This is a genomic window from Pseudoxanthomonas sp. PXM04, assembly GCF_014851695.1.
GTDB lineage: Bacteria > Pseudomonadota > Gammaproteobacteria > Xanthomonadales > Xanthomonadaceae > Pseudoxanthomonas_A > Pseudoxanthomonas_A beigongshangi.
This window is the reverse complement of the sequence record NZ_JACVAG010000002.1, coordinates 408,049-429,338: the sequence shown is the minus strand read 5'-3', so window position 1 is coordinate 429,338 and position 21,290 is coordinate 408,049. Positions and strand designations below refer to the sequence as shown.

General features: G+C 67.2%; 23 protein-coding genes and 1 riboswitch. Of the genes, 16 read left to right on the top strand and 7 right to left on the bottom strand.

Annotation, left to right across the window (positions count from 1 at the left end; genetic code table 11):
- Positions 1-52: 52 nt before the first annotated feature.
- The 3 genes from IB228_RS07950 to ilvC are packed head-to-tail and all read right to left on the bottom strand — an operon-like array spanning position 53 to position 3,019.
- Positions 53-304: an ACT domain-containing protein gene (locus IB228_RS07950; RefSeq protein WP_141455474.1), complete on the bottom strand. Its 252-nt coding sequence runs from the start codon at positions 302-304 to the stop codon at positions 53-55.
- Positions 288-2,012, bottom strand: a complete 1,725-nt coding sequence (gene ilvG / locus IB228_RS07945) for an acetolactate synthase 2 catalytic subunit (protein ID WP_183639325.1) — start codon at positions 2,010-2,012, stop codon at positions 288-290. Before ilvG ends, IB228_RS07950 begins: the two co-directional genes overlap by 17 nt.
- Positions 2,009-3,019 carry a ketol-acid reductoisomerase gene (ilvC, locus tag IB228_RS07940; RefSeq protein WP_192198024.1) on the bottom strand — a complete coding sequence of 337 codons (1,011 nt, stop codon included), beginning with the start codon at positions 3,017-3,019 and terminating at the stop codon, positions 2,009-2,011. The genes ilvG and ilvC overlap by 4 nt, the downstream gene beginning before the upstream one ends.
- 390 nt (positions 3,020-3,409) lie before the next feature.
- On the opposite strand from ilvC, the gene ilvD reads away from it, so the two are divergent.
- Together ilvD and IB228_RS07930 are read left to right on the top strand one after the other, a co-directional pair.
- A complete protein-coding gene (gene ilvD / locus IB228_RS07935; protein WP_192198023.1) occupies positions 3,410-5,251 on the top strand; it encodes a dihydroxy-acid dehydratase in 1,842 nt (613 codons plus the stop codon).
- Positions 5,252-5,301: 50 nt separating this feature from the next.
- Positions 5,302-6,114, top strand: a complete 813-nt coding sequence (locus IB228_RS07930) for a PhnD/SsuA/transferrin family substrate-binding protein (RefSeq protein WP_192198022.1) — start codon at positions 5,302-5,304, stop codon at positions 6,112-6,114.
- Positions 6,115-6,125: 11 nt separating this feature from the next.
- Here the strand turns inward: IB228_RS07930 and IB228_RS07925 are convergent, their stop codons facing one another.
- Together IB228_RS07925 and IB228_RS07920 are read right to left on the bottom strand one after the other, a co-directional pair.
- The gene (locus IB228_RS07925) at positions 6,126-7,673 is read right to left on the bottom strand and encodes a BCCT family transporter (RefSeq protein WP_192198021.1); all 1,548 of its coding nucleotides are present in this window, start codon (positions 7,671-7,673) and stop codon (positions 6,126-6,128) included.
- A gap of 216 nt (positions 7,674-7,889) precedes the next feature.
- On the bottom strand, positions 7,890-9,830 hold the full coding sequence (locus IB228_RS07920; RefSeq protein ID WP_192198020.1) for a S9 family peptidase: 1,941 nt from the start codon (positions 9,828-9,830) through the stop codon (positions 7,890-7,892).
- A 105-nt stretch (positions 9,831-9,935) separates the two neighbouring features.
- Positions 9,936-10,039, top strand: a riboswitch (TPP riboswitch).
- 70 nt (positions 10,040-10,109) lie between these two features.
- Here IB228_RS07920 and thiC point away from each other — a divergent pair.
- From thiC to IB228_RS07900, 4 genes are all read left to right on the top strand, one after another.
- Positions 10,110-11,987, top strand: a complete 1,878-nt coding sequence (gene thiC, locus IB228_RS07915; protein ID WP_225562318.1) for a phosphomethylpyrimidine synthase ThiC — start codon at positions 10,110-10,112, stop codon at positions 11,985-11,987.
- Positions 11,988-12,096: 109 nt separating this feature from the next.
- The gene (locus tag IB228_RS07910; protein ID WP_183639316.1) at positions 12,097-12,708 is read left to right on the top strand and encodes a DUF4136 domain-containing protein; all 612 of its coding nucleotides are present in this window, start codon (positions 12,097-12,099) and stop codon (positions 12,706-12,708) included.
- Positions 12,705-12,872, top strand: a complete 168-nt coding sequence (locus IB228_RS07905) for a hypothetical protein (protein WP_181444250.1) — start codon at positions 12,705-12,707, stop codon at positions 12,870-12,872. Before IB228_RS07910 ends, IB228_RS07905 begins: the two co-directional genes overlap by 4 nt.
- Positions 12,873-12,879: 7 nt before the next feature.
- Positions 12,880-13,560, top strand: coding sequence for an ion channel (locus IB228_RS07900; RefSeq protein WP_192198019.1), 681 nt, complete (start codon positions 12,880-12,882; stop codon positions 13,558-13,560).
- Positions 13,561-13,651: 91 nt separating this feature from the next.
- Here the strand turns inward: IB228_RS07900 and ppa are convergent, their stop codons facing one another.
- On the bottom strand, positions 13,652-14,188 hold the full coding sequence (gene ppa / locus IB228_RS07895; protein WP_183639312.1) for an inorganic diphosphatase: 537 nt from the start codon (positions 14,186-14,188) through the stop codon (positions 13,652-13,654).
- 197 nt (positions 14,189-14,385) lie between these two features.
- Between ppa and IB228_RS07890 the strand changes: the two genes are divergently transcribed.
- The 3 genes from IB228_RS07890 (at position 14,386) to IB228_RS07880 (ending at position 16,398) form a co-directional block, all read left to right on the top strand.
- The gene (locus IB228_RS07890) at positions 14,386-15,174 is read left to right on the top strand and encodes a lytic transglycosylase domain-containing protein (RefSeq protein WP_183639310.1); all 789 of its coding nucleotides are present in this window, start codon (positions 14,386-14,388) and stop codon (positions 15,172-15,174) included.
- Between the two features lie 121 nt (positions 15,175-15,295).
- A complete protein-coding gene (locus IB228_RS07885) occupies positions 15,296-15,799 on the top strand; it encodes a hypothetical protein (RefSeq protein ID WP_183639308.1) in 504 nt (167 codons plus the stop codon).
- Positions 15,800-15,888: 89 nt separating this feature from the next.
- Positions 15,889-16,398 (top strand): hypothetical protein, encoded by a 510-nt coding sequence (locus IB228_RS07880; protein WP_183639306.1) that lies wholly within the window; start codon positions 15,889-15,891, stop codon positions 16,396-16,398.
- Between the two features lie 18 nt (positions 16,399-16,416).
- On the opposite strand, the gene IB228_RS07875 is transcribed toward IB228_RS07880, so the two are convergent.
- Positions 16,417-17,052: an NAD-dependent dehydratase gene (locus IB228_RS07875; protein ID WP_183639304.1), complete on the bottom strand. Its 636-nt coding sequence runs from the start codon at positions 17,050-17,052 to the stop codon at positions 16,417-16,419.
- A 173-nt stretch (positions 17,053-17,225) separates the two neighbouring features.
- On the opposite strand from IB228_RS07875, the gene IB228_RS07870 reads away from it, so the two are divergent.
- From IB228_RS07870 to IB228_RS07840, 7 genes are all read left to right on the top strand, one after another.
- Complete coding sequence (locus IB228_RS07870) at positions 17,226-17,627, top strand: hypothetical protein (RefSeq protein WP_183639302.1); 402 nt, start codon at positions 17,226-17,228, stop codon at positions 17,625-17,627.
- 206 nt (positions 17,628-17,833) lie between these two features.
- On the top strand, positions 17,834-18,226 hold the full coding sequence (locus IB228_RS07865; protein WP_141455490.1) for an EF-hand domain-containing protein: 393 nt from the start codon (positions 17,834-17,836) through the stop codon (positions 18,224-18,226).
- 163 nt (positions 18,227-18,389) lie between these two features.
- Positions 18,390-18,728 carry a hypothetical protein gene (locus IB228_RS07860; RefSeq protein WP_192198018.1) on the top strand — a complete coding sequence of 113 codons (339 nt, stop codon included), beginning with the start codon at positions 18,390-18,392 and terminating at the stop codon, positions 18,726-18,728.
- A gap of 55 nt (positions 18,729-18,783) precedes the next feature.
- Positions 18,784-19,131 carry a hypothetical protein gene (locus tag IB228_RS07855; RefSeq protein ID WP_183639297.1) on the top strand — a complete coding sequence of 116 codons (348 nt, stop codon included), beginning with the start codon at positions 18,784-18,786 and terminating at the stop codon, positions 19,129-19,131.
- 151 nt (positions 19,132-19,282) lie between these two features.
- The gene (locus IB228_RS07850) at positions 19,283-19,999 is read left to right on the top strand and encodes an HAD family hydrolase (protein WP_183639295.1); all 717 of its coding nucleotides are present in this window, start codon (positions 19,283-19,285) and stop codon (positions 19,997-19,999) included.
- A gap of 199 nt (positions 20,000-20,198) precedes the next feature.
- The gene (locus IB228_RS07845; protein WP_183639293.1) at positions 20,199-20,669 is read left to right on the top strand and encodes a hypothetical protein; all 471 of its coding nucleotides are present in this window, start codon (positions 20,199-20,201) and stop codon (positions 20,667-20,669) included.
- Between the two features lie 83 nt (positions 20,670-20,752).
- Positions 20,753-21,232, top strand: a complete 480-nt coding sequence (locus IB228_RS07840) for a hypothetical protein (RefSeq protein WP_192198017.1) — start codon at positions 20,753-20,755, stop codon at positions 21,230-21,232.
- Positions 21,233-21,290: the final 58 nt, after the last annotated feature.

Below are 21,290 nucleotides of genomic sequence, written 5' to 3'. Positions count from 1 at the left end.
AGAAGACGCCTCCGGACGTGGGTGCCGACGGCGTGGACGGACAACGTGTTCATCACGCGGCCTCCCCGGAATCGACGGCGGTGATCTCGACCGATTCGCAGTCGTAGATCTTCTGCATCTGCAGGCGCAGGGTTTCGGGCGGGCGCTGGCCGTCGACCACCAGCTGCACGCGCCAGCGCCCGTCGGAGGGCGCGGGTTCGCCGCTGATGGCGCGCGGCGCGAAGCCGCGCCGCTCGGCCATGCCGATCACGCGCGTCAGCGCGCCCTCGGCGGGTTTCAGCACCAGGTCAAGCCGGTATCGCATGGGAGGAGGGCTCCGGGCTCTGCTTGGCGGGATTGCCGTCCAGCATCGAGCTGTTGGCATGGTTGGGCGGCACCAGCGGCCATACGTTGGCCTTGATGTCGATGGCGACGTGCAGCAGCGCGGGACCGGGCTGGGCCAGCAGTTCGGCCAGCGCGTCATCGACCTGGTTGCGCAATTCGATGCGGCGGGCGGGAATGCCGAACACCTGCGCCAGCGCGGCGAAGTCCGGGTTGTCGGACAGATCGATTTCGCTGTAGCGCTCGGCGAAGAACAGTTCCTGCCATTGCCGGACCATGCCCAGCGCGCTGTTGTCCAGCAGCACGATCTTTACCGGCAGTCTGCAGCGGGCGATGGTGGCCAGCTCCTGCACGTTCATCATGAAGCTGCCGTCGCCGCTGACCAGCACCACCGTGCGATCCGGGCAGGCGAACTGCGCGCCCATCGCCGCCGGCAGGCCGAAACCCATCGTGCCCAGCGCGCCGCTGGTCAGGTGGTTGCGGGGATGCCCGAACTTGCAGTGCTGTGCCACCCACATCTGGTGCTGGCCAACATCGCAGGCGACGATCGTGTCGGCGGGCGCCACTTCGGTCAGCCGCTTCAGCAAGCCCGGCGCATAGATGTCGCTGCCTGGCGCGTCGTAGCGGAATCCGTGCCGTTCGCGGTTGCCGGCGCAGCGCTTGCGCCATTCCTCGCAGGTGCTGCGCGCCGCGCTCAGGGTCCGCAGGCCGGCGGCGACGTCGCCCGGAATCGCGATGTCGGCGCCGCGCAGCTTGGAGATCTCGTAGGCGTCGGCATCCAGGTGCACGACCCGCGCGAACGGCGCGAACTCGGCCAGCTTGCCGGTGGCGCGATCGTCGAAGCGCGCGCCGACGACCACCAGCAGATCCGCTTCCTGCACCGCCATGTTGGCGGCGCGGGTCCCGTGCATGCCCAACATGCCCAGGAACTGCGGGTGGTTGCCGGGCAGTGCGCCCAATGCGCGCAGGGTCAGCACGGTCGGGATGCGGGTGGCCTCGACGAACTGGCGGAACGCATCCACGGCGTCCGCCAGGGCGATGCCGCCGCCGCCGTAGATCACCGGCTTCTCGGCGCCGGCGATCGCCGCCAGCGCCTCGGCCAGCCGCGCGTCCTCCGGCGCCGGCACCGGATCGACCGCGGCCGGCACGTGGTCCGGCAGATGCGAGGCATCGGCCATCTGCACGTCCTTGGGCAGATCGATCAGCACCGGTCCCGGACGGCCTTCGCGCGCGATGCGGAACGCTTCGCGCACCATCTCCGGCAGATCCTCGACGCGCCGCGCCAGGAAGCTGTGCTTGACGATCGGCATGGTCAGGCCGAACACGTCCAGTTCCTGGAACGCGTCCGTACCCATCAGCGGCGTGGCGACCTGTCCGGTCAGGCAGACCATCGGCACCGAATCCAGCATCGCGTCGGCGATGCCGGTGACCAGGTTGGACGCGCCGGGGCCGGACGTGGCCACGCATACGCCGACCTTGCCGCTGGCGCGGGCGTAGCCGTTGGCGGCCAGCGCCGCGCCCTGCTCATGGCGCACCAGGATGTGCTTCAGCGACGAATCCACCAGCGCGTCGTAGAACGGCATGATGGTGCCGCCCGGATAGCCGAACAGCGTATCCACGCCTTCGGCTTCCAGGGCCTGGGTCAACCATCGGGCGCCATTGCGGGAAGCAGCGGCAGCGTCGGCGTTCATGCGGCGGCGGCCTGTTCTGTATCGGGTTGGGAGGCGTTGGCCTGCAGCCACACCATCTTGGCGCGCAATTGCTTGCCGACGACTTCGATCGGATGTTCCAGATCGGCCTGCTTGTACTTCTTGTAGTTCGGCAGGCCGGCTTCGTACTCGGCGATCCAGTTCTTGGTGAAGGTGCCGTCCTGGATGTCCTTCAGGACTTCCTTCATGCGTGCCTTGGTGCCGGCGTCGATCACGCGCGGGCCGCTGACGTAGTCGCCGTACTGGGCGGTCTCGGACACGAATTCCAGCATGCGGGTGATGCCGCCCTCGTAGAACAGGTCGACGATCAGCTTCAGCTCGTGCAGGACTTCGTAATAGGCGATTTCCGGCTGGTAGCCGGCTTCCACCAGGGTCTCGAAGCCGGCCTGCACCAGCGAGGAGGCACCGCCGCACAGCACGGCCTGCTCGCCGAACAGATCGGTTTCGGTCTCTTCCTTGAAGCTGGTCTTGATGATGTTGGCGCGGGCGCCGCCCAGGCCGGCGGCATAGGCCAGCGCCAGCGCCTCGGCCTGGCCGCTCTTGTCCTGGTAGACCGCATAGATGCAGGGCACGCCGCGGCCGATTTCGTACTCGCGGCGGACCAGCGCGCCCGGGCCCTTGGGCGCGACCAGCACCACGTCCAGATCCTCGCGCGGGCTGATCAGGCCGTAGTGGACGTTGAGGCCGTGGGCGAACAGCAGGCAGGCGCCTTGCTTCATGTTTGGTGCCAGCACGTCGTTGTAGAGCTGTTTCTGGACCATGTCCGGGGTCAGCACGGCGACCAGGTCGGCATCCTTCACGGCTTCGGCCGGCGACTTGACCAGGAAACCGTCGGCCTGGGCCTTGGCCTCGGTGGGACCGCCCGGGCGCAGGCCCACGGTGACGTCGAAACCGGATTCGCGCAGGTTCAGCGCGTGCGCGCGGCCCTGGCTGCCGTAGCCGACGACGGCGATCTTGGGTTGCGGGGCGGAGGAGGCGACGGTGGTCATTTGCGGAATTCCTGAGTTGGGAAGGGCGGGTGGGTCGGAAAAAATCGGCGGCAATAAAAAACCCCGCACTTCTCAGTGCGGGGTTTTGCGAATCTGGCGTTGTTTTCTGCTTACACGCCCGTTCGTCCCGCACCTGTTGGCGAGGTAATAAGGACGACGACGAGAATGGAGGCCGCGCTGGGCGCGGTCCGCAGGTCGTGGGTCAGGGGCGTGTGGCGATGCAACATGAGGCCAAGGGAAACATGCCCGTTCGAGCCTTGTCAAGCGCGCCGGGGAAATTTTCGGTAATGTCCCGATGAGAGGCCGGTTTGCGTGGCGATGGTTGCAACTGCAACCATGAAAAGCCCGCAGAATCGCCGCCTTCCGCGCAATACGACTCCCCCGCAGACCATGCCTGAATACCGATCCAAGACCTCCACCCATGGGCGCAACATGGCCGGTGCCCGTGCGCTCTGGCGCGCCACCGGCATGAAGGACGGCGACTTCCAGAAGCCGATCATCGCCATCGCCAACTCCTTCACCCAGTTCGTGCCGGGACACGTCCACCTGAAGGATCTCGGCCAACTGGTCGCCCGCGAGATCGAACGCGTCGGCGGTGTCGCCAAGGAATTCGACACCATCGCGGTCGACGACGGCATCGCGATGGGCCATGACGGCATGCTGTATTCGCTGCCCAGCCGCGAAGTCATCGCCGACTCGGTGGAGTACATGGTCAACGCGCACTGCGCCGACGCGCTGGTGTGCATTTCCAACTGCGACAAGATCACTCCGGGCATGCTGATGGCCGCGCTGCGGCTGAACATCCCGACCGTGTTCGTTTCCGGTGGTCCGATGGAGGCGGGCAAGACGCGGCTGGCCGATCACAAGCTGGATCTGATCGACGCGATGGTGATGGCGGCGGATCCGAACGCCAGCGATGAAGCGGTGGCGGCGGTCGAGCGCAGCGCGTGCCCGACCTGCGGTTCCTGCTCGGGCATGTTCACCGCCAACTCGATGAACTGCCTGACCGAGGCATTGGGCCTGTCGTTGCCGGGCAACGGCACGGTGGTCGCCACCCATGCCGACCGCGAGCAGTTGTTCCTGCGCGCCGGCCGCCTGGCCGTCGAGCTGTGCCATCGCTGGTACGGCGCGGAGGATCCGACCGCATTGCCGCGCGGCATCGCCACCTTCGAGGCCTTCGAGAACGCGATGACCCTGGACATCGCGATGGGCGGTTCGACCAACACCATCCTGCACCTGCTGGCGGCCGCGCAGGAGGGCGAGGTGGCGTTCGACATGCGCGACATCGACCGGCTGTCGCGACGCGTGCCGCAGTTGTGCAAGGTCGCGCCCAACACCCAGAAGTACCACATCGAGGATGTGCACCGCGCCGGCGGCATCATGGCGATCCTGGGGGAACTGGCGCGCGGCGGGCTGCTGCACACGCAGGTGGCGACCGTGCACGCGAAGACGCTGGGCGACGCGATCGCGCAATGGGACGTGGGCGTGGTGGAGGACGAGAAGGTCCACACCTTCTACAAGGCCGGGCCGGCGGGCATTCCGACCCAGGTCGCCTTCAGCCAGGACACCCGCTGGCCGTCGCTGGATACCGATCGCGCCGAGGGTTGCATCCGCGATGTCGAGCACGCCTTCTCGCGGGAAGGGGGCCTGGCGGTGCTGTACGGCAACATCGCCCGCGATGGCTGCGTGGTGAAGACCGCCGGTGTCGACGAATCCATCCACGTGTTCGAAGGCAACGCACGCGTCTACGAAAGCCAGGACGCGGCGGTGAAGGGCATCCTGGGCGACGAGGTGAAGGCCGGCGACGTGGTGGTGATCCGCTACGAGGGACCGAAGGGCGGGCCGGGCATGCAGGAAATGCTGTATCCGACCAGCTATCTGAAATCCAAGGGCCTGGGCAAGCAGTGCGCGCTGCTGACTGACGGGCGCTTCTCGGGCGGTACCTCCGGATTGTCGATTGGCCATGCGTCGCCGGAAGCGGCGGCGGGCGGCGCGATCGGCCTGGTCCGCGACGGCGATCGCATCCGCATCGACATTCCCGCCCGCGGCATCAACCTGCTGGTGGACGAGGCGGAACTGGCCGCGCGCCGCGCCGAACAGGATGCGCGCGGATGGAAACCCGCGCAGCCGCGCGCGCGCCGGGTGACCACCGCGCTCAAGGCATACGCGCTCCTCGCCACCAGCGCCGACAAGGGCGCGGTGCGCGACAAGGCATTGCTGGACAACGCATGAGGCTGCGATGGTCGCGTTTGGGCGCGTTTCTCGCGGGCGGTATCGCGCTCGTGTCACTGGTTGCGCCCGCCCTGGCAGCGGATCCCGAGCCACTGGTGGTGGCCACCTACGCCTATCCGCAGCGGGACCGGGCGGCGGCGATCCGGCCGCTGGCCGACTATCTCGGCCGCCGGCTGCAGCGCCCCGTCGAAGTGCGCGTGCTGCCGTCGCCCAGCGCGTTGATCGCGGGCATGGCGGCGGGAGAAGTCGATGTCGCGGTGCCCAACCTGCACGGTTACCTGCAGGCGCTGCGATTGCCGCCGGGCAGCGTGGCCACGTTGCCGGTGCCGGACGTGCCCGCCGCGCAGGCGCAGCGCTACCGCGCGGTGATCGTCGCGAAACGGCCGTTGTCAGGCATCGCGCTCGCCGCCGGGGCGGCCACGCTGAGGCTGGCGCTGGTCGGCCGCGATTCGGCGTCGGGCGGATTCGTGCCGCGTGGCGGACTGGCGGAAATGGGCATCGCGAATCCTGAAGCCGCATTCGCGCGGGTCGACTATGCCGGTTCGCATGCCGCGTCGCTGGCCTGGCTGAAGGACGGCCGCGCTGACGTGGCCGCACTGGCGGCCGATGTCTACGACGCGGAACCGCAGCCGGACCTGCATGAACTCTGGCGCTCGCCGGTCATTCCGCCCGGGCCGCTGCTGTGCCGGCCGGCCGTCGATCGGGATTGCGCCGCGATCGGCGGTGAACTGCTGGTTGCCGACCAGCAGGATCCCGCGGTGATGGCGGGACTGCGCGCCGGCTGGCCGGAGTTCGGCGACGCGGTGCGGCTGGTGCCCGCCGACGAGGCGATGCTGGCGGAAATGGCCGGCCGGATCGACTGACGGCGAGGCCGTCAGCGTTCCTCCGATCGCGCGGCGTCCTCGCGCGCGATCCAGTCCATGATCAGCCGGCGCGCGCGCTGTTCGCGCCGGCGCCCGAGCCGATATTCCTGGTTCAGCGCGCGGTACAGGCCCAGCATCACCAGCAACAGCAGCAGCGCGAATGGCAGCGCGGTGATGGTGATGACGCCTTGCAGGGCATCCAGGCCGCCTGCCAGCAGCAGGGTCGCCGCGACCAGCGCCACGCCCACGCCCCAGACCAGGCGTCGGCGCAGCGGCGGATCGCCGGCGGTGTCGGTGGACATGCTCGCCAGTACCAATACCGCCGAATCGGCCGAGGTCACGAAGAAGATCATCAACAGCAGCACCGCGATGCCGGCCAGCAGCGTCGACAGCGGCAGATGATCGAACAGGGTGAACAGCACGGTTTCATAGCCGCGCGCCAGTGGCGCGCCCATGTCCACGCCGCCGAGAATCTGCATCCACAACGCCGTTCCGCCGAACACCGAGAACCACACGAAGCCCAGCAGGCTGGGGATGACCACCACGCCGAACACGAACTCGCGGATGGTCCGGCCGCACGAGATGCGGGCGATGAACGATCCGACGAACGGTGCCCACGCGATCCACCAGGCCCAATAGAAGATCGTCCAGTCGGCTACCCACGTGCTGCCGGAGAACGGCGACATCCGCAGGCTCATGTTGACCAACTGGTTGAGATAGGTGCCCAGCGTGGTGGTGAAGGTGTCGAAGATGAAACCGGTGGGACCCAGGACCAGCACCATCGCCAGCAACAGCGCGGCCAATCCGAGATTGAAGTTCGACAACCATTTGATGCCGCGATCCACGCCGCTGATGGTGGAAGCCATGTACAGCACGAACGCCACGCCGATGATCGCCAGCTCGGTGCCGATGGAATCGGGAATGCCGGTGACCCGCGCCACGCCGGCGGCGATCTGGATGGTGCCGAACCCCAGCGTGGTGGCCACGCCGACCGCGGTGGCCACCACCGCGGCGATGTTCACCGCATGGCCGATCCAGCCGCGATGATGATGCCCGATGACCGGTTGCAGCAGATCGCTGATCAGGCCGCGCCCGCCACGATTGAACTGGAACCAGGCCATCGCCAGTCCGATCAGCGCGTAGATCGCCCAGGGATGCAGGCCCCAGTGGAAGAACACGTAGCGCATCGATGCGCGCGCGGCATCCAGGCTGCCCGGCACCAGCCCTTCCGGCGGCTTGAAGTAGTGCGACACCGGCTCGGCGGCGCCCCAGAACACCAGGCCGATGCCCATGCCGGTGGCGAACAGCATCGCCAGCCAGCTGGCATTGGAGAATTCCGGCTCGGCATCCTCGCCACCGATGCGCAGGTTGGCGAAGCGCCCCACCGCCAGATACAGCAGGAAGACCAGCGCGGCGAACACGATCAGCAGGTACAGCCAACCGGCGCTGGAAATAATCCCGGCCAGCTGCTGCTGGATCCAGGCGTTGAAAGGACCGGGCGCAAGACCGGCGGCGGCGACCAGGAGGGCCACCAGCAGGATGGAGATACGGAAAACCACGCAGGCCTCCTTGTCGTGAACGGAGTAGCCCACCGGTGGAAAATAAAGGCCCGCGCAGGGCTTGGCGTCACCGGCGAGCGCGCATGATAGCAACCGGCTTATTTACGCTCGCTGATGACGAAGCGACGGAAATGCGCGTTACAGACCGAGATCAATCTGGAATCGAAATGCCGAACAATGGGGCCGCCTTCGGTCAGGACGGAGGGCTTGCCCCGATCATGGCTTGCCGGGACCGATGGTGCGCGAAAGGAAGGCTTCCAGTCGCTGGTAGAACGCGATGTTGTTCTCTTCCTTGTAGAAACCGTGACCTTCCTTGGGAACCGCCATCCACTCAGGCGCGTTTCCGGCTCGTTCCAGCGCGTCCTTCATCGCGCGCGCCTGTGCGAAGGGCGTGCGCTCGTCGATCTCGCCATGGACCAGGAGGACGGGCACCTTGATGCGTTCGGCGATCATCGTCGGTGAGTTGGCCGCCAGTTCCGCATCGTTCGTGCCGACCACGCGCTCCAGGTAGTTGCGTCCATAGCGGGTCGACTTGATGTCGCCCTTGCTGTACATCATCTTCAGGTCATACAGGCCGGAAACACCCACCGCGCATTTGATGAGTTCCGGCGCCTTGGCCGCGGTCATCATCGCGGAGTAGCCGCCGAAGCTGGCGCCGTAGGAGCAGATCCGTGCCGGATCCGCATAGCCTTGTCCAATCGCCCACCGTACGCCGTCCAGCAGATCGTCCTGTATGCGGGTGCCCCATTTCAGGTAGCCAGCCTCTTCGAAGCGATAGCCACGCCCGCGGGAGCCACGGAAGTTGACCTGCAGGACAAGATAGCCACGGCTCGCCAGGAACTGCGCATCGGTATCGAATGCCCAGTCGTCCCCGACCGCGTGCGGGCCACCATGGGGAAGCAGGATCATCGGCAACCGTGAAGGCTGCTGGACGCCCGCCGGAACGGTCAGGAAGCCATCCAGCTCCATGCCGTCGCTGGCTTTGAAGCGGAAGGGACGACGTTCGCCCATGTGGGCGGGATCCAGGCCTTCCCGTCCCGCCAGCAGCCGGGAGACCTTCATCTGCTTGCGATCGAACAGGTACCAGGCGCCGGGATCGCGATCGCTGTAGGCGTACAGCAGGGACACCGCGCCATCGCCGCTGTGATTGACATAGGTGACGTACATGCCCGGGAAGCTCTGGTTGAGCTTTTGGTGCAACTGGGCTTCCGCGGACGCCGCATCGAAGTACACCATCCGCGGCTTGCCCTCGCCGAGCGTGGCGGCGAAGGGCTCCATGGGGGCCACGGTCCACTCCACGTCGCCCACGCTGCCGAAATCATCCTTGGCCAGCACGGTGCGGTTCTGGCCCCGCAGGTCGGACTTGACCAGCATGGACGGCCCGCCGTCTTCGCTGAAGGAGGCGAACAGATGCTTCCCATCCGCGGAAAACGAGTAGGGCACGAACTTGCCGCCCAGTTCCTTGCCCGAAACGCGCGTCCAGTTCTCACCCTGCGCATCGGCGGCGTACAGCAGGTAGTTGTTGCTGTCGTCCGTTCCCGACGCGAAGCGCGGGACACCCGCACGGTCGAGGGTGAATGACAGGTCCTTGACCGGAATGTCGGCGACCAGGCGGGCGGTCGTGCGTTCGGCATCCACGTCGTACAACTGCGAGCGGTTTGTGCCCATGGAAAGCCGGCGCATGTAGAAATGGCCATTCCGCACTTCGGGCACGCCCTCGATATAGCCGAAACCGGCGTCGATCCCGGCCGTGCGCGTGCTCTGCTGGTAGCCGAACACGTACTTCTGGTTCTTGCCGTCGAAGTCGGTGGCGATGATCTCGCCCATCGGCGTCGGCTCCTCGCGCGAACCCATCTGCCGGCCCTTGGCGATCACCAGCCGCTTCGGACTAACCCAGTAGATTTGTGCAGGCAGTTCGTAGCGGGGCAGGCGAAGCAGCGCGGTCTGCTGCATGTCCTGCAGGCGGTAGATCAGCAGCGCATGGTTGCCATCGCCGAAGTCGGCGGCGACGGACAGGTGCTGTCCATCGGGCGACAGTCGCGGCGAATGCAGCTTGTTGGAATTCGCGAAAGCCTGGACCGGTACCGGCTCGGCCGCGGTGACGTGTGACGACAGCGCGCACAATGCTGCGAAGGCAGCAATCTTCCCTTTGTTCATGTTTCCCCTGGAGGCTCCGTGTATCCCCGGGAAGAGGGTAACCCGTCGCTTCGCCCGGCGTCATCGGCCGCCAATGGCGTTCCGGGCGGTTTGGTTGTCTAATAGCGCCCGAAGCGGGGGTATCGCCGGCCCGGTGGGCGGCGGTTGAGACAGACCCTTCGAACCTGATCCGGTTAAGACCGGCGTAGGGAAGCTTCGCAGGACGCGACCGATCGCCAGCGATCAGCCCGCGTTCCATGCGCCGCCGCTTCGTCCCGCTTTCCAACCAGGACGATGCCGATGAACGCCGTGCCCTCCCGCTTGCTGCAGGATACCCAGCAGCTCTCCGAATCCGTCACCCGTCCGATTCCCGGTTCGCGCAAGGTCTTCGTGACCGGTTCGCGCCCGGATCTGCGCGTGCCGATGCGCGAAATCGCGCTGACCCGCACGCCGACCCTGTTCGGCGGCGAGGAGAACGCACCGGTCACGGTCTACGACACTTCCGGCCCGTACACCGATCCGGATGCGCGCATCGATCTGGCGGCGGGCCTGCCGGCATTGCGCGCGCGCTGGATCGAGGAGCGCGGTGATACCGAGGCGCTGTCCGCGCTGAGCTCGGAATTCGGCCGTTCGCGCGAGACCAATCCGAAACTGGATGCGGTCCGTTTCCCCGGACGCATGCTGCCGCGCCGCGCCAAGGCAGGCGCCAACGTCAGCCAGATGCACTATGCGCGCAAGGGCATCGTGACGCCGGAGATGGAGTACGTCGCCATCCGCGAGAACCAGAGGCTGGAGGCGGTGCGCGAAGCGCTGCTGCTGGCACAGCATCCGGGCGAGAGCTTCGGCGCGAGCATCCAGAAGATCATCACGCCGGAATTCGTGCGCGACGAGATCGCCCGCGGCCGCGCGATCCTGCCGAACAACATCAACCACCCGGAGAGCGAGCCGATGATCATCGGCCGCAATTTCCTGACCAAGATCAACGCCAACATCGGCAACAGCGCGGTCTCCTCCGGCATCGCCGAGGAAGTGGAGAAGCTGGTCTGGTCGATCCGCTGGGGCGGCGACACGGTGATGGATCTGTCCACCGGCAAGCACATCCACGAGACCCGCGAGTGGATCATCCGCAATTCGCCGGTGCCGATCGGCACCGTGCCGATCTACCAGGCGCTGGAGAAGGTCGATGGCCTCGCCGAGGAACTGACCTGGGAGATCTTCCGCGACACCCTGATCGAACAGGCCGAGCAGGGCGTGGACTACTTCACCATCCATGCCGGCGTGCTGCTGCGCTACGTGCCGCTGACCGCCAAGCGGGTCACCGGCATCGTCTCGCGCGGTGGTTCGATCCTGGCCAAGTGGTGCCTGGCGCACCACAAGGAGAATTTCCTCTACACCCACTTCGAGGAAATCTGCGAGATCATGAAGGCCTACGACGTGGCCTTCAGCCTGGGCGACGGCCTGCGCCCGGGTTGCATCGCCGACGCCAACGACGCCGCCCAGTTCGGCGAGCTGGAAACGCTGGGCGAACTGACCAAGATCGCCTGGAAGCATGACGTCCAGACCATGATCGAAGGCCCCGGCCACGTGCCGATGCAGCTGATCAAGGAGAACATGGACAAGCAGCTGCGCGAGTGCGGCGAGGCGCCGTTCTACACGCTCGGACCGCTGACCACCGATATCGCGCCAGGCTACGACCACATCACCAGCGCCATCGGCGCGGCGATGATCGGCTGGTACGGTACCGCGATGCTCTGCTACGTGACGCCCAAGGAGCATCTGGGCCTGCCCAACCGCCAGGACGTGCGCGACGGCATCATGGCCTACAAGATCGCCGCGCATGCCGCGGATCTGGCCAAGGGCCATCCGGGCGCGCAGGTGCGCGACAACGCGCTGAGCAAGGCGCGCTTCGAGTTCCGCTGGGAGGATCAGTTCCACCTCGGCCTGGATCCGGAGAAGGCCAAGGAATTCCACGACGAGACCCTGCCCAAGGACGCGCACAAGCTGGCCCACTTCTGTTCGATGTGCGGCCCGCACTTCTGCTCGATGAAGATCACCCAGGACGTGCGCGATTACGCGGCCGAGCATGGCGTGGATGAACAGCAGGCGATCGAGGCCGGCATGGCCGAGAAATCGGCCGAGTTCCTCGCCCAGGGCGCGAAGGTCTATCACCAAGGCTGAACCATGCGGCGGGCGGATGCGTCCGTTCGCCGCCTTTCCGGGCCGGTGGGGCTTGTGCCGCCGCCGCGCCCGCGCGACGCTTGGCGTCCCGGACAGGAGAATGCCGAACATGCGCAATGCCATCCCATTCCTCACCCGCGGCCTGCTGCTGGCCGGGGTCCTGCTGCTGGCGGCCTGCGCCACCGGCCCGCGCATCAGCAGCGAGGCCGACCCGTCGGCCGATTTCGCGCGCTACCGGAGCTTCGCGTTCTACTCGCCGCTGGCGGTGGAGAGCGAAGGCTACGCCACCATCACCAGCGCCCGGCTCAAGGCCGCCGCCCGCGCGCAGATGGAATCGCGGGGTTACGCCTACGACGAGAAGTCGCCGGACCTGTGGCTGAACATCAATGCCTACATGCAGGAAAAGACCGACGTGGTCAGCATGCCGGACGTGGACTACAACTATTACTACAGCTACCGCGCCCGCCGGTATGTCGCCGTTCCCTACTGGTATGACCGGACCAACGTCTACCAGTACACCGAGGGCACGCTGAACTTCGATCTGGTCGACGCCAAGCGCAACCAGCTGGTATGGGAGGGCATCGCGGTCGGCCGCGTCGCCAACGCCAAGCCGGCCGAACGCGCCGCGCGCCTGGACCAGGCGGTTGCCGACATCTTTGCGCGTTATCCCTACCGGGCCGGCAGCGGTACCCCGGTCGTTCCCGCGGCGCCGCGCAAATGAGCGGCGCGGCGAGTGCGGCCCGGGCGGGCATCGGCTTCGGCACGGCGTTGGCGATCACCATTTCCTGGAGCGCCAACAAGTCGCTGCTGTGGGCCATCATCCACGGCCTGCTGTCGTGGATCTACGTGATCTATTACGCGCTGGTCTACCACTTCAAGGGTTGAGATGGGCATGACCTGGCTCCGCTGGCTGGTTACCGCGCGCCGGCACCCGTCGGCGTGGTTGCTGCTGGTGCAGCTCGGCGGGGTGCTGCTGTACCCGGTGATGGAAAGCACCGCCGGCGGCCGCGCGCTGTTCGGGGCTTTCGGGATCCTGGTGCTCGCGCTGGCGCTGTGGGTGGTCAACCGCAGCCCGCTGCGGCTGTGGTTCGCGCTGGCGCTGGGCGTGCCGTCGGTGGTGCTGTCGCTGCTGGCCGCGATCACCGACAACAACGTGCTGTACACCCTCGCGCACCTGCTGGAGAGCGCGCTGTACTTCTATACGGCCGGCAGCCTGATGGCCTACATGCTGCAGGACCACGAGGTCTCCAGCGACGAACTGTTCGCCGCCGGCGCGACCTTCACCCTGCTGGCGTGGGCGTTCGCGTTCGCCTTCTCGGTCTGCCAGCAGTGGTATCCGGGCAGCTTCATCGCGGCGGTGAATCCGGAGCAGCCGCGCACCTGGATGGAACTGCTGTTCCTCAGTTTCAGCCTGCTCTCGGGCGTGGGCCTGAGCGACATCGTGCCGGTGCAGGCGCAGGCGCGCGCGCTGGTGATGCTGGAGCAGTTCGCGGGGGTCATGTACATCGCCCTGGTGGTGTCGCGGCTGATCGGCCTGACCACGCTGAAGATGGGCATACGCAAGAGCGGTTGAACCGGCGTCGGAACCGCCGCCTCATGCGAACAACCATGCAAACAAAAAGCCCGCCGATGGCGGGCTTTCTGCTGTGCGATGCGGGGCCGGCTTACTTCTTCAGTTCGGCGTAGCGCTGCATCGCGTCGACCAGCACCTGCTTGGCGTCGGCGGCGTTGCCCCAGCCGTCCAGCTTCACCCACTTGCCCTTCTCCAGATCCTTGTAATGCTCGAAGAAGTGGCCGATGCGCTCCAGCCAGTGCGGGCTGACCTGGTCGATGTCGGTGATGTGCTTGTAGCCGGAGAACACCTTCTCCACCGGCACGGCGAGCAGCTTCTCGTCGCTGCCGGCCTCGTCGCTCATGCGCAGCACGCCGACCGGGCGGCAGCGGATGACCGAGCCGGGGATCAGCGGCAGCGGCAGCACCACCAGCACGTCGGCCGGATCACCGTCGCCGCACTGGGTGTTGGGCACGTAGCCGTAGTTGCAGGGATAGCGCATCGGGGTGGAGAGGATGCGATCGACGAAGATCGCCCCGCTTTCCTTGTCCACTTCGTACTTCACCGGTTCCGAATCCTTCGGGATTTCGATGATGACGTTGATTTCTTCCGGCGGGTTCTTGCCGGTGGAAACGTGGTCCAGACCCATGATGCGTGTGCTCCAGAGCGTGCGGAATGACAGGGCCGGCAATTCTACGCGCTTGCCTGCTGCGGCGCAGCAGGGGCGGGCCGGAGGACTTCCCGGGAGGGGGCCGGAATCCCGGCGTGGCCGGACTGCCGGGCCAGCCGTCGCCGGTTCGCCATGGGGGTTGCGGCTCAGCTTGCCGGCCCTAGAATCCGCCCCGTATGCGCGGCCCCTCCGTCCTGCTGGTCTGTCTGCTGGCCTTCCTGGCCGGCTCCGGCGTGCCCGACGCCCAGGCGCGGACGGTCTACCGCTGCGTGCGCGACGGCACCGTCAGCCTGGCCACCGCGCCGGAGCCGGGCTCGCGCTGCCAGGCCAGGGAAATCGACGACAATGCCGTGCAGACCCCGAACCTGTGGGGACGGATGGGCATCTTCAGCGGTACCCTGTACGAGCGCGAGCAGGACGGCCAGCTGGTGTACAGCACCCGCAACCTGCCCGGGTCGCGGGTCTACCTGAAGTTCACCGTGGCCACCCCGCCGGGCGAGCCGGCCCATCCGGGTCTGGGCAAGGTCGGCAAGCCGCGCCTGAACATGTATCCCGTGGATTTCCGCACGGCGGCGAAGAAGACCGGCGTGGACGATGCCTGGCTGCGCGCGATTGCCCATGCGGAAAGCGATTTCGACGCCAAGGCGGTGTCCTCCAAGGGTGCCAAGGGCGTGATGCAACTGATGCCGGAGGTGGCGACCGAGTACGGGGTGACCGATCCGTTCTCCTCCACCCAGTCCATCGATGCCGGCGCGCGCCATCTCAGGCAATTGATGCGGCGCTACAAGGGTGACCTGACCCTGGTGGCGGCGGCCTACAACGCCGGCATCGGCACCGTCGCCCGGTACGGCGGGGTGCCGCCCTATGCGGAAACCCAGGAATACGTGGCCAAGGTCACCGCCCTGTACGACCTGTACCTGCGCGCGCTCGGCCGCAAGAGCGCCCCCGAACGCCCGGCGCAGTGACCGGCCGATGATGCGCATCCGCGCGTCGTTCCGGCCCGCGCGGCATTTCTTCACTTCCACATCTCCTGCGCGGGCCTATGGTCTTCACAGGCTGGAAGACAGCCGCCCACGGGAGAACGCCATGAAACGACGTGTTTTCAGCGCTCCGGACCTGGGCACCGCGGAACAGGCCATGGGTGCCGCGCTCCGACTCGGCATCCGTCCCGGCCACGCCGCGGTCCTGGCCCAGTCCGACATCGAGATGACCCAGGTCCCCGATGCCGAGAAGGAAGCCTCGCCGACCGATTTCATCCCCGCCGCCTGGCGCGGAATCGTCGGCGGTGGCGTCATCGGCCTGGTCGGTGGCCTGATCGGCATGTGGCTGCCGCAGGCCGGGTTCCATGCGCTTGGGGTGATCATCACCACGCTGGTGGGCGCGACGGTCGGTGGCTGGTCCGCCGCGCTGGCCGGATCCACCGTGCCCAGCGAGGTCCGCCGGGACTACGAGCGCGAAATCGAAGCTGGCCGCCTGCTGGTGGTCATCGATGGCGAGGACGATGCGTTGCTGGACCGCGCCAGCCAGGCGATTGCCGCCACCGACGGCATGCAGCCGCTGCGGCAGGTGCCGCACGGACTGCTGCGCTGAGTTTCCCCCGCAACTGATGACAACCGTCACTGGTCCCGGCGCCCTGCCGGGACCTAAGGTGGGCGCCAACCAATCCCTGGACCCCCGCCATGCCTGCCGCCGCCCTGCCAGCCCTGACTCCCTATCTCGTCACCGCGGGGATCGGCTGGATCATGTATCGCCGCATCCGCCGCAGCTTCGGCCGCCAGCCCTGGCAGCCCAAGCGCACCGTGTTCCGCCTGGTCCTGATGGTGTTGCTGCTGGGCATGCTGCTGTTCGGCGCCGCGTTCCTGCCGGGGGTGGCGGCGGGTGTGGCCACCGGGCTGGCGGGTGGCTTGCTGCTGGGCGGATTCGCGCTGCGGCACACGCGGGTCGAATGGCACGAAGGACTGCCGACCTACGTGCCGAACCCCTGGTTCGGCGGCATCCTGACCCTGCTGCTGGTCGGCCGCCTGGCGTGGCGCTGGTCGCAGGGCGCGTTCGCCGACGGTGCGGCGGCCTCCGCGCAACAGGCCAGTCCGCTGACGATGGGATTCGCGGCGGCGCTGGTCGGCTATTTCCTGCTGCTCAACGCCGGCCTGTGGTGGCGCATGCGACGCCTGCACGCCACGGTTGGCTAACCGGATATCGGCCGAGAATCAGCGGGCAATCGCTTCGGACTCGATGATCCGCGTGCCGGGCGTCGCCGCATGGGCAGCCTCCAGCAGCGCGGCGGCCACCGCGGTGGCCGGCACCACCCGGTAGCGTGCGGGCACCAGCGGTGCGAGCGTGGTCAGCAGGCGCAGCGCGAGGTGTTCGCCGGCGCGCCGGCGCGGGCGTTCGCCGCCCAGCAGGGAAGGGCGGATGAAGGTGAGCGAATCGAAGCCGCAGGCGGACAGGGCCTGTTCCAGTTCTCCCTTCGTGCGCGAGTAGAAGATCCGCGAATCCGCGCGAGCGCCGGCGGCCGAGGTGACCGCCAGCGTGCGTGCGCCATGCTGGTGCAGCAGGCGGGCGAGCGCGAGCGGATAGTCGAAGTCGACCCGGCGAAAGGCATCGCGCGAGCCGGCGTCGCGCAGGGTGGTGCCCAGGGCGCAGATCATGGCGTCCGCGCGCCAATGGTCGGCCGTCGGATCCAGGCGCTCGAAATCGATGATCGGGTTCGACAATCGCGGATGCGGGGCCAAGGGCCGACGGGTCGGTGCGATGACCCTGCCGATGTGGGTATCGGCCAACGCGAGTGCCAGCACCGCCTGGCCCACCAGCCCCGTGCTTCCCGCCACCAACAGACGTTCCATCCCGTTCCTCCCGTGGCCGTTTTCCGCCGTGGCACGAGCCGACATCCCGCCACGCCTCCGGCCACGGCCCGGCGCGCGCATCACGTATCCTATGCCATCGCCGTCGAACGCCGCCGGCACCTGCACGATCCGCGTTGCCGGATCCCTCGCGTGACGGGAGCACGCAAGAACGCATGAACCTGCCCCTGCACTTCGGATTCCTCGGCGCGCTGGAAGCCTGCCTGATCGCTTTCGCCATCGGCCTGCTGGTCTACGCCGGCTGGCAGGCGATCTGCCGGGCACTGGGCTGGTCGATCGGGCATGCGATCGGATGGTCGTGCGTGATTGCGGTAATCATCGGCGCCGGCATCGATATCTGGAACCTGTTCTACCTGGGCATGGTGAAGCTGGAATCGCCGCTGTACGCGCGCATTGCGCTGAAAGCCATCCACGATCCGGACGCGCTGGGCACCCGCGTGGTCCTGGAGATCATCGGCGCATTGACCGGCGTGGTGATGGGTTGGCAATGGTTCAGCCGAGCCTGGCGTGAAGGGTCCGTTCGCCGGGAAGAAAAAAACACGCGGATTGAACACTGATCTGACGTGTGCATCACGCTGCGATACGCCTTGCACATAGCCATCACGTATCGCTAACGAACGATGTAATCGAAAAAAAATCGTGGGTGGTTAAGCCTGCGTGCACATTCATTTCGCGCCGCAGGATTGATTCAGAAGTACAACGGCATCGTCGGCATCGTGCGCTACAGGACGCACTTCCTAATTCCATAACGGAGCAAACGACGATGACCAAGAACAACACCCGCAAGCCGCTGATTGCCCTGATCGCCCTGGGTGCCGCCGTCGCCATGCCGATGGCGTTCGCGCAGGATACGCAGGCCCAGCAGCAGCCGCAGCAGACCCAGCAGGCCGAGCCGACGCAGCAGGCGCAGCCGACCACGGATCAGGCGGCGGGCGGTGCGGAGCAGTCCGCCCAGCAGTCGACCCAGTCGGGCAGCCAGCAGGGTTGGGCCGATATCGACAAGGACGGTGACGGCAACATCACCAAGGAAGAGGCCGCCGCCAATGCCGGCCTGTCCCAGGTGTTCGACAAAGCCGATGGTGATGCCGATGGCAAGCTGACCGCCGACGAGTACAAGGCGTTCGTCGAAAAGAACTACAGCGAGCCGCAGAAGTAAGTCGCGCAACGCGGTCGTCATGACCGCAGGGTGACGGCGCAGCGCACCGTCATCGCGCCCGCGGAGGGCGGCACCGCCGCCCTCCGTCTCCAGGCGAGCCGTTGTTCCCCGTGTCCGGATGCACGCATCGGCGGGTGTACGAACGCAGCAACAGGAGGAGCGCATGAAATCATCATCTCCCCGGTTCCATCTTCCGCTGGCCCTGCTGGTCGCCGCATTGGCGGCATCCGCGCCGGGCATGGCGCAGGACCGCGACGCCCAGGAGCAACGCCAGGAGACGCCTCCGCGGCAGACCGACACACCGCCGGCCAATGACGCGGCCACGCCCGCGCCCCGGCCGTTCGAAGAGCTTGACGCCAATGGCGATGGCAGCATCGCCAAGGACGAAGCCGCGGTCGACCCCGCATTGACCCAGGCTTTTGGAACCCTCGACCAGGACGCCGACGGCAAACTCGCACCCGCCGAGTACGCCGCCTACAAGCCGGCCGGCAACGGCCGCTGATCTTTTCACCCGCCGCGGCACGATCCGCGATCGGCGCGGCCAGAGGAGGACATGAATGAATTCCTTTTTCCACAGCAACACGCAGGACCGCCCGCGTCCCACCTGGTGGTTGGTGGCGATGCTCGGTGGCGCGCTTGCGTTGACGGCATGCAGCAAGACGCAGGACGAAACGACGATGCCGCCGTCCGACACCGCACCGCCGGCGGAAACCACGCCGCCACCGTCGGAACCGGCGACCACGCCGCCACCCGCCGATCCGAGCGCACCGCCGACCACGGATCCGAATGCACCGCCGACGACCACGCCGCCGCCGGCAGACGGCACCACGCCGCCGGCCAGCGATCAGACGCCGCCGCCTCCGGGTGATTCCGGCAGCGGCAGCAGCACGCCGCCGGCAAAGTAACGGCGCGCGGCGCGCTTCCCGTTCCAGTGGTACCGGAACGGAAGTTCGCGCGACACGGTTCACGACCAAGGAAGAGGGCGGCCTTCGGGCCGCCCTCGGCATGTCCGGCGGCTGCTATGCTGCGCGCCCCCACGATCAGGAGGCCGCACGCATGGGCATACGCTGGGTCGGTTTCGACGGCGACGACACCCTCTGGAAGAGCGAGGACTATTACAGGCAGGCCGAGCAGGATTTCGAGGCGATCCTGGCCGGTTACATCGATCTGGCCGATCGCCGCATGCAGCAGCACCTGCTGGATACCGAGCGACGCAACCTCAAGGTGTTCGGCTATGGGGTGAAGGGCATGACCCTGTCGATGCTGGAAACCGCGATCCAGCTGACCGACGAGCGCATCAGCGCGCGTGATCTGCATCGCGTCCTGGAGATTGGCCGCGCCACCCTGCAGCATCCGGTCGATCTGTTGCCGGGAATCCGCGAGGCGGTCGAAGCGATCGCGCGCGATCACGAAATCGTCCTGATCACCAAGGGCGACCTGTTCCACCAGGAAGCCAAGATCGCGCAATCCGGACTGGCCGATCTGTTCCACCGCATCGAAGTGGTGTCGGAAAAGGATGTGTCCACCTACACGCGCGTGCTGCAGGAACTGGAAGTGGCGCCCGCGCAGTTCGCGATGATCGGCAATTCGCTGCGCTCGGACATCGAGCCGGTGATCCAGCTCGGCGGCTGGGGCATCCACATGCCTTACCACGTCACCTGGGCGCTGGAGGCCGAGCATGGCCTGGGCGCGGAGGTGCCGAACCTGGTGACGGTGGCCGCCGCGGTCGAACTGCCGGCCGCGCTGGCGGGCATCGAGGCCCGTACCGGCTGAGGGCGTCCCGGCGTTCTCCCGGGAATCGGGGCCGGAAAGGTGCCTGGTTGAACGGAAGGTATCCGCCTCCAGCGGGCGCCGGGGAAGGCCCGCCGGGTTAAATCCGGGTTCACGCGTCAGGCGACATCTTTCACACACAGGTCCGCAGGACAGGACCTTTCACCTATGGGCCCGGCGAGACGGGCCACCGGAGGATGTCATGGCAAGCTTCTCACTCACGCGTCTGCTGGCTCCCACCGTCCTGGCCGCCGGCCTCGGACTGGCGGCGCTGGCGCCTTCGCCGGCCCGCGCGGACGACGATCTGGTCCGGGTCATCGTGGACGTGGCCGATGTCATCTACCACGGCGGACAGCCCTACTACCGTCACGGGTACGGGGATCGCTACGGCTACGGCAATCGCGTGATCGTGGTGCGCGATCGCTACCACCGTCCGACCTACTACCGCTACGTGCCGCGGCAGTATTACCGCACCCCGCCGCGCGGCAACGCCTACGGCTACTACCGCAACAACCCGCATTACGTGCGTTACGTCGATCGCGACCGCTATGATCGCTACGACCGTTACGATCGCCGTGACCGGTATGACCGGCGTGATCGGGATCGCTGGGACGACGACGATCGCCGCTGGCGCCGCCACGATGGACGTGGCCGCCATCACGACGACGATTGATCCGATACCCATCGCATGACCAGCGGGCGGCCGGTGCACACCGGCCGCCTGCAATGACACCGGCGCTGCGGCACAATGCGCGCATGCCTGCGACCCGTTTCCTCCGCACCACCCTTTTCCCCGGCCTGATCGCGCTCGTCGTGGCGGCGGGCGCCGCGCAGGGCACCACGCCCGCGCCAGCCAGGACCGAAGCGGCTGAATGGCCCGGGAGCGGGGACGCGTCGGTGGATCGCCACCTCAAGGACATCAACGACTACGCGGCGCGCTATCCGGCGGCCTTCGCCGACGAGATGGCGCGTTACTACAGCGTGCCGCGCGCCTATGTGGAAGCGATGATGAAACAGCCGGACTGGTCCGCCGGCGACATCTACATGGCCTGCGCGGTGGCGCAGGTGGCCGGCCAGCCGTGCCGCGCGGTGGTGCGCGAATGGTCGCGCGATCACGCCGGCGGTTGGCGCGCGGTGGCCGAACGCCTGGACGTGCGCCCCGGTACCGCCGGCTACCGCCGCCTGCGCAAGGGCCTGGACGACACTTATCGACGTTGGGAGCGTCCCGAGCCCTGAGCGGAGCGGCGGCGATCGGGCGACCTTGTCTCCGTTTCAATGCGATGCGCGCGCCAGC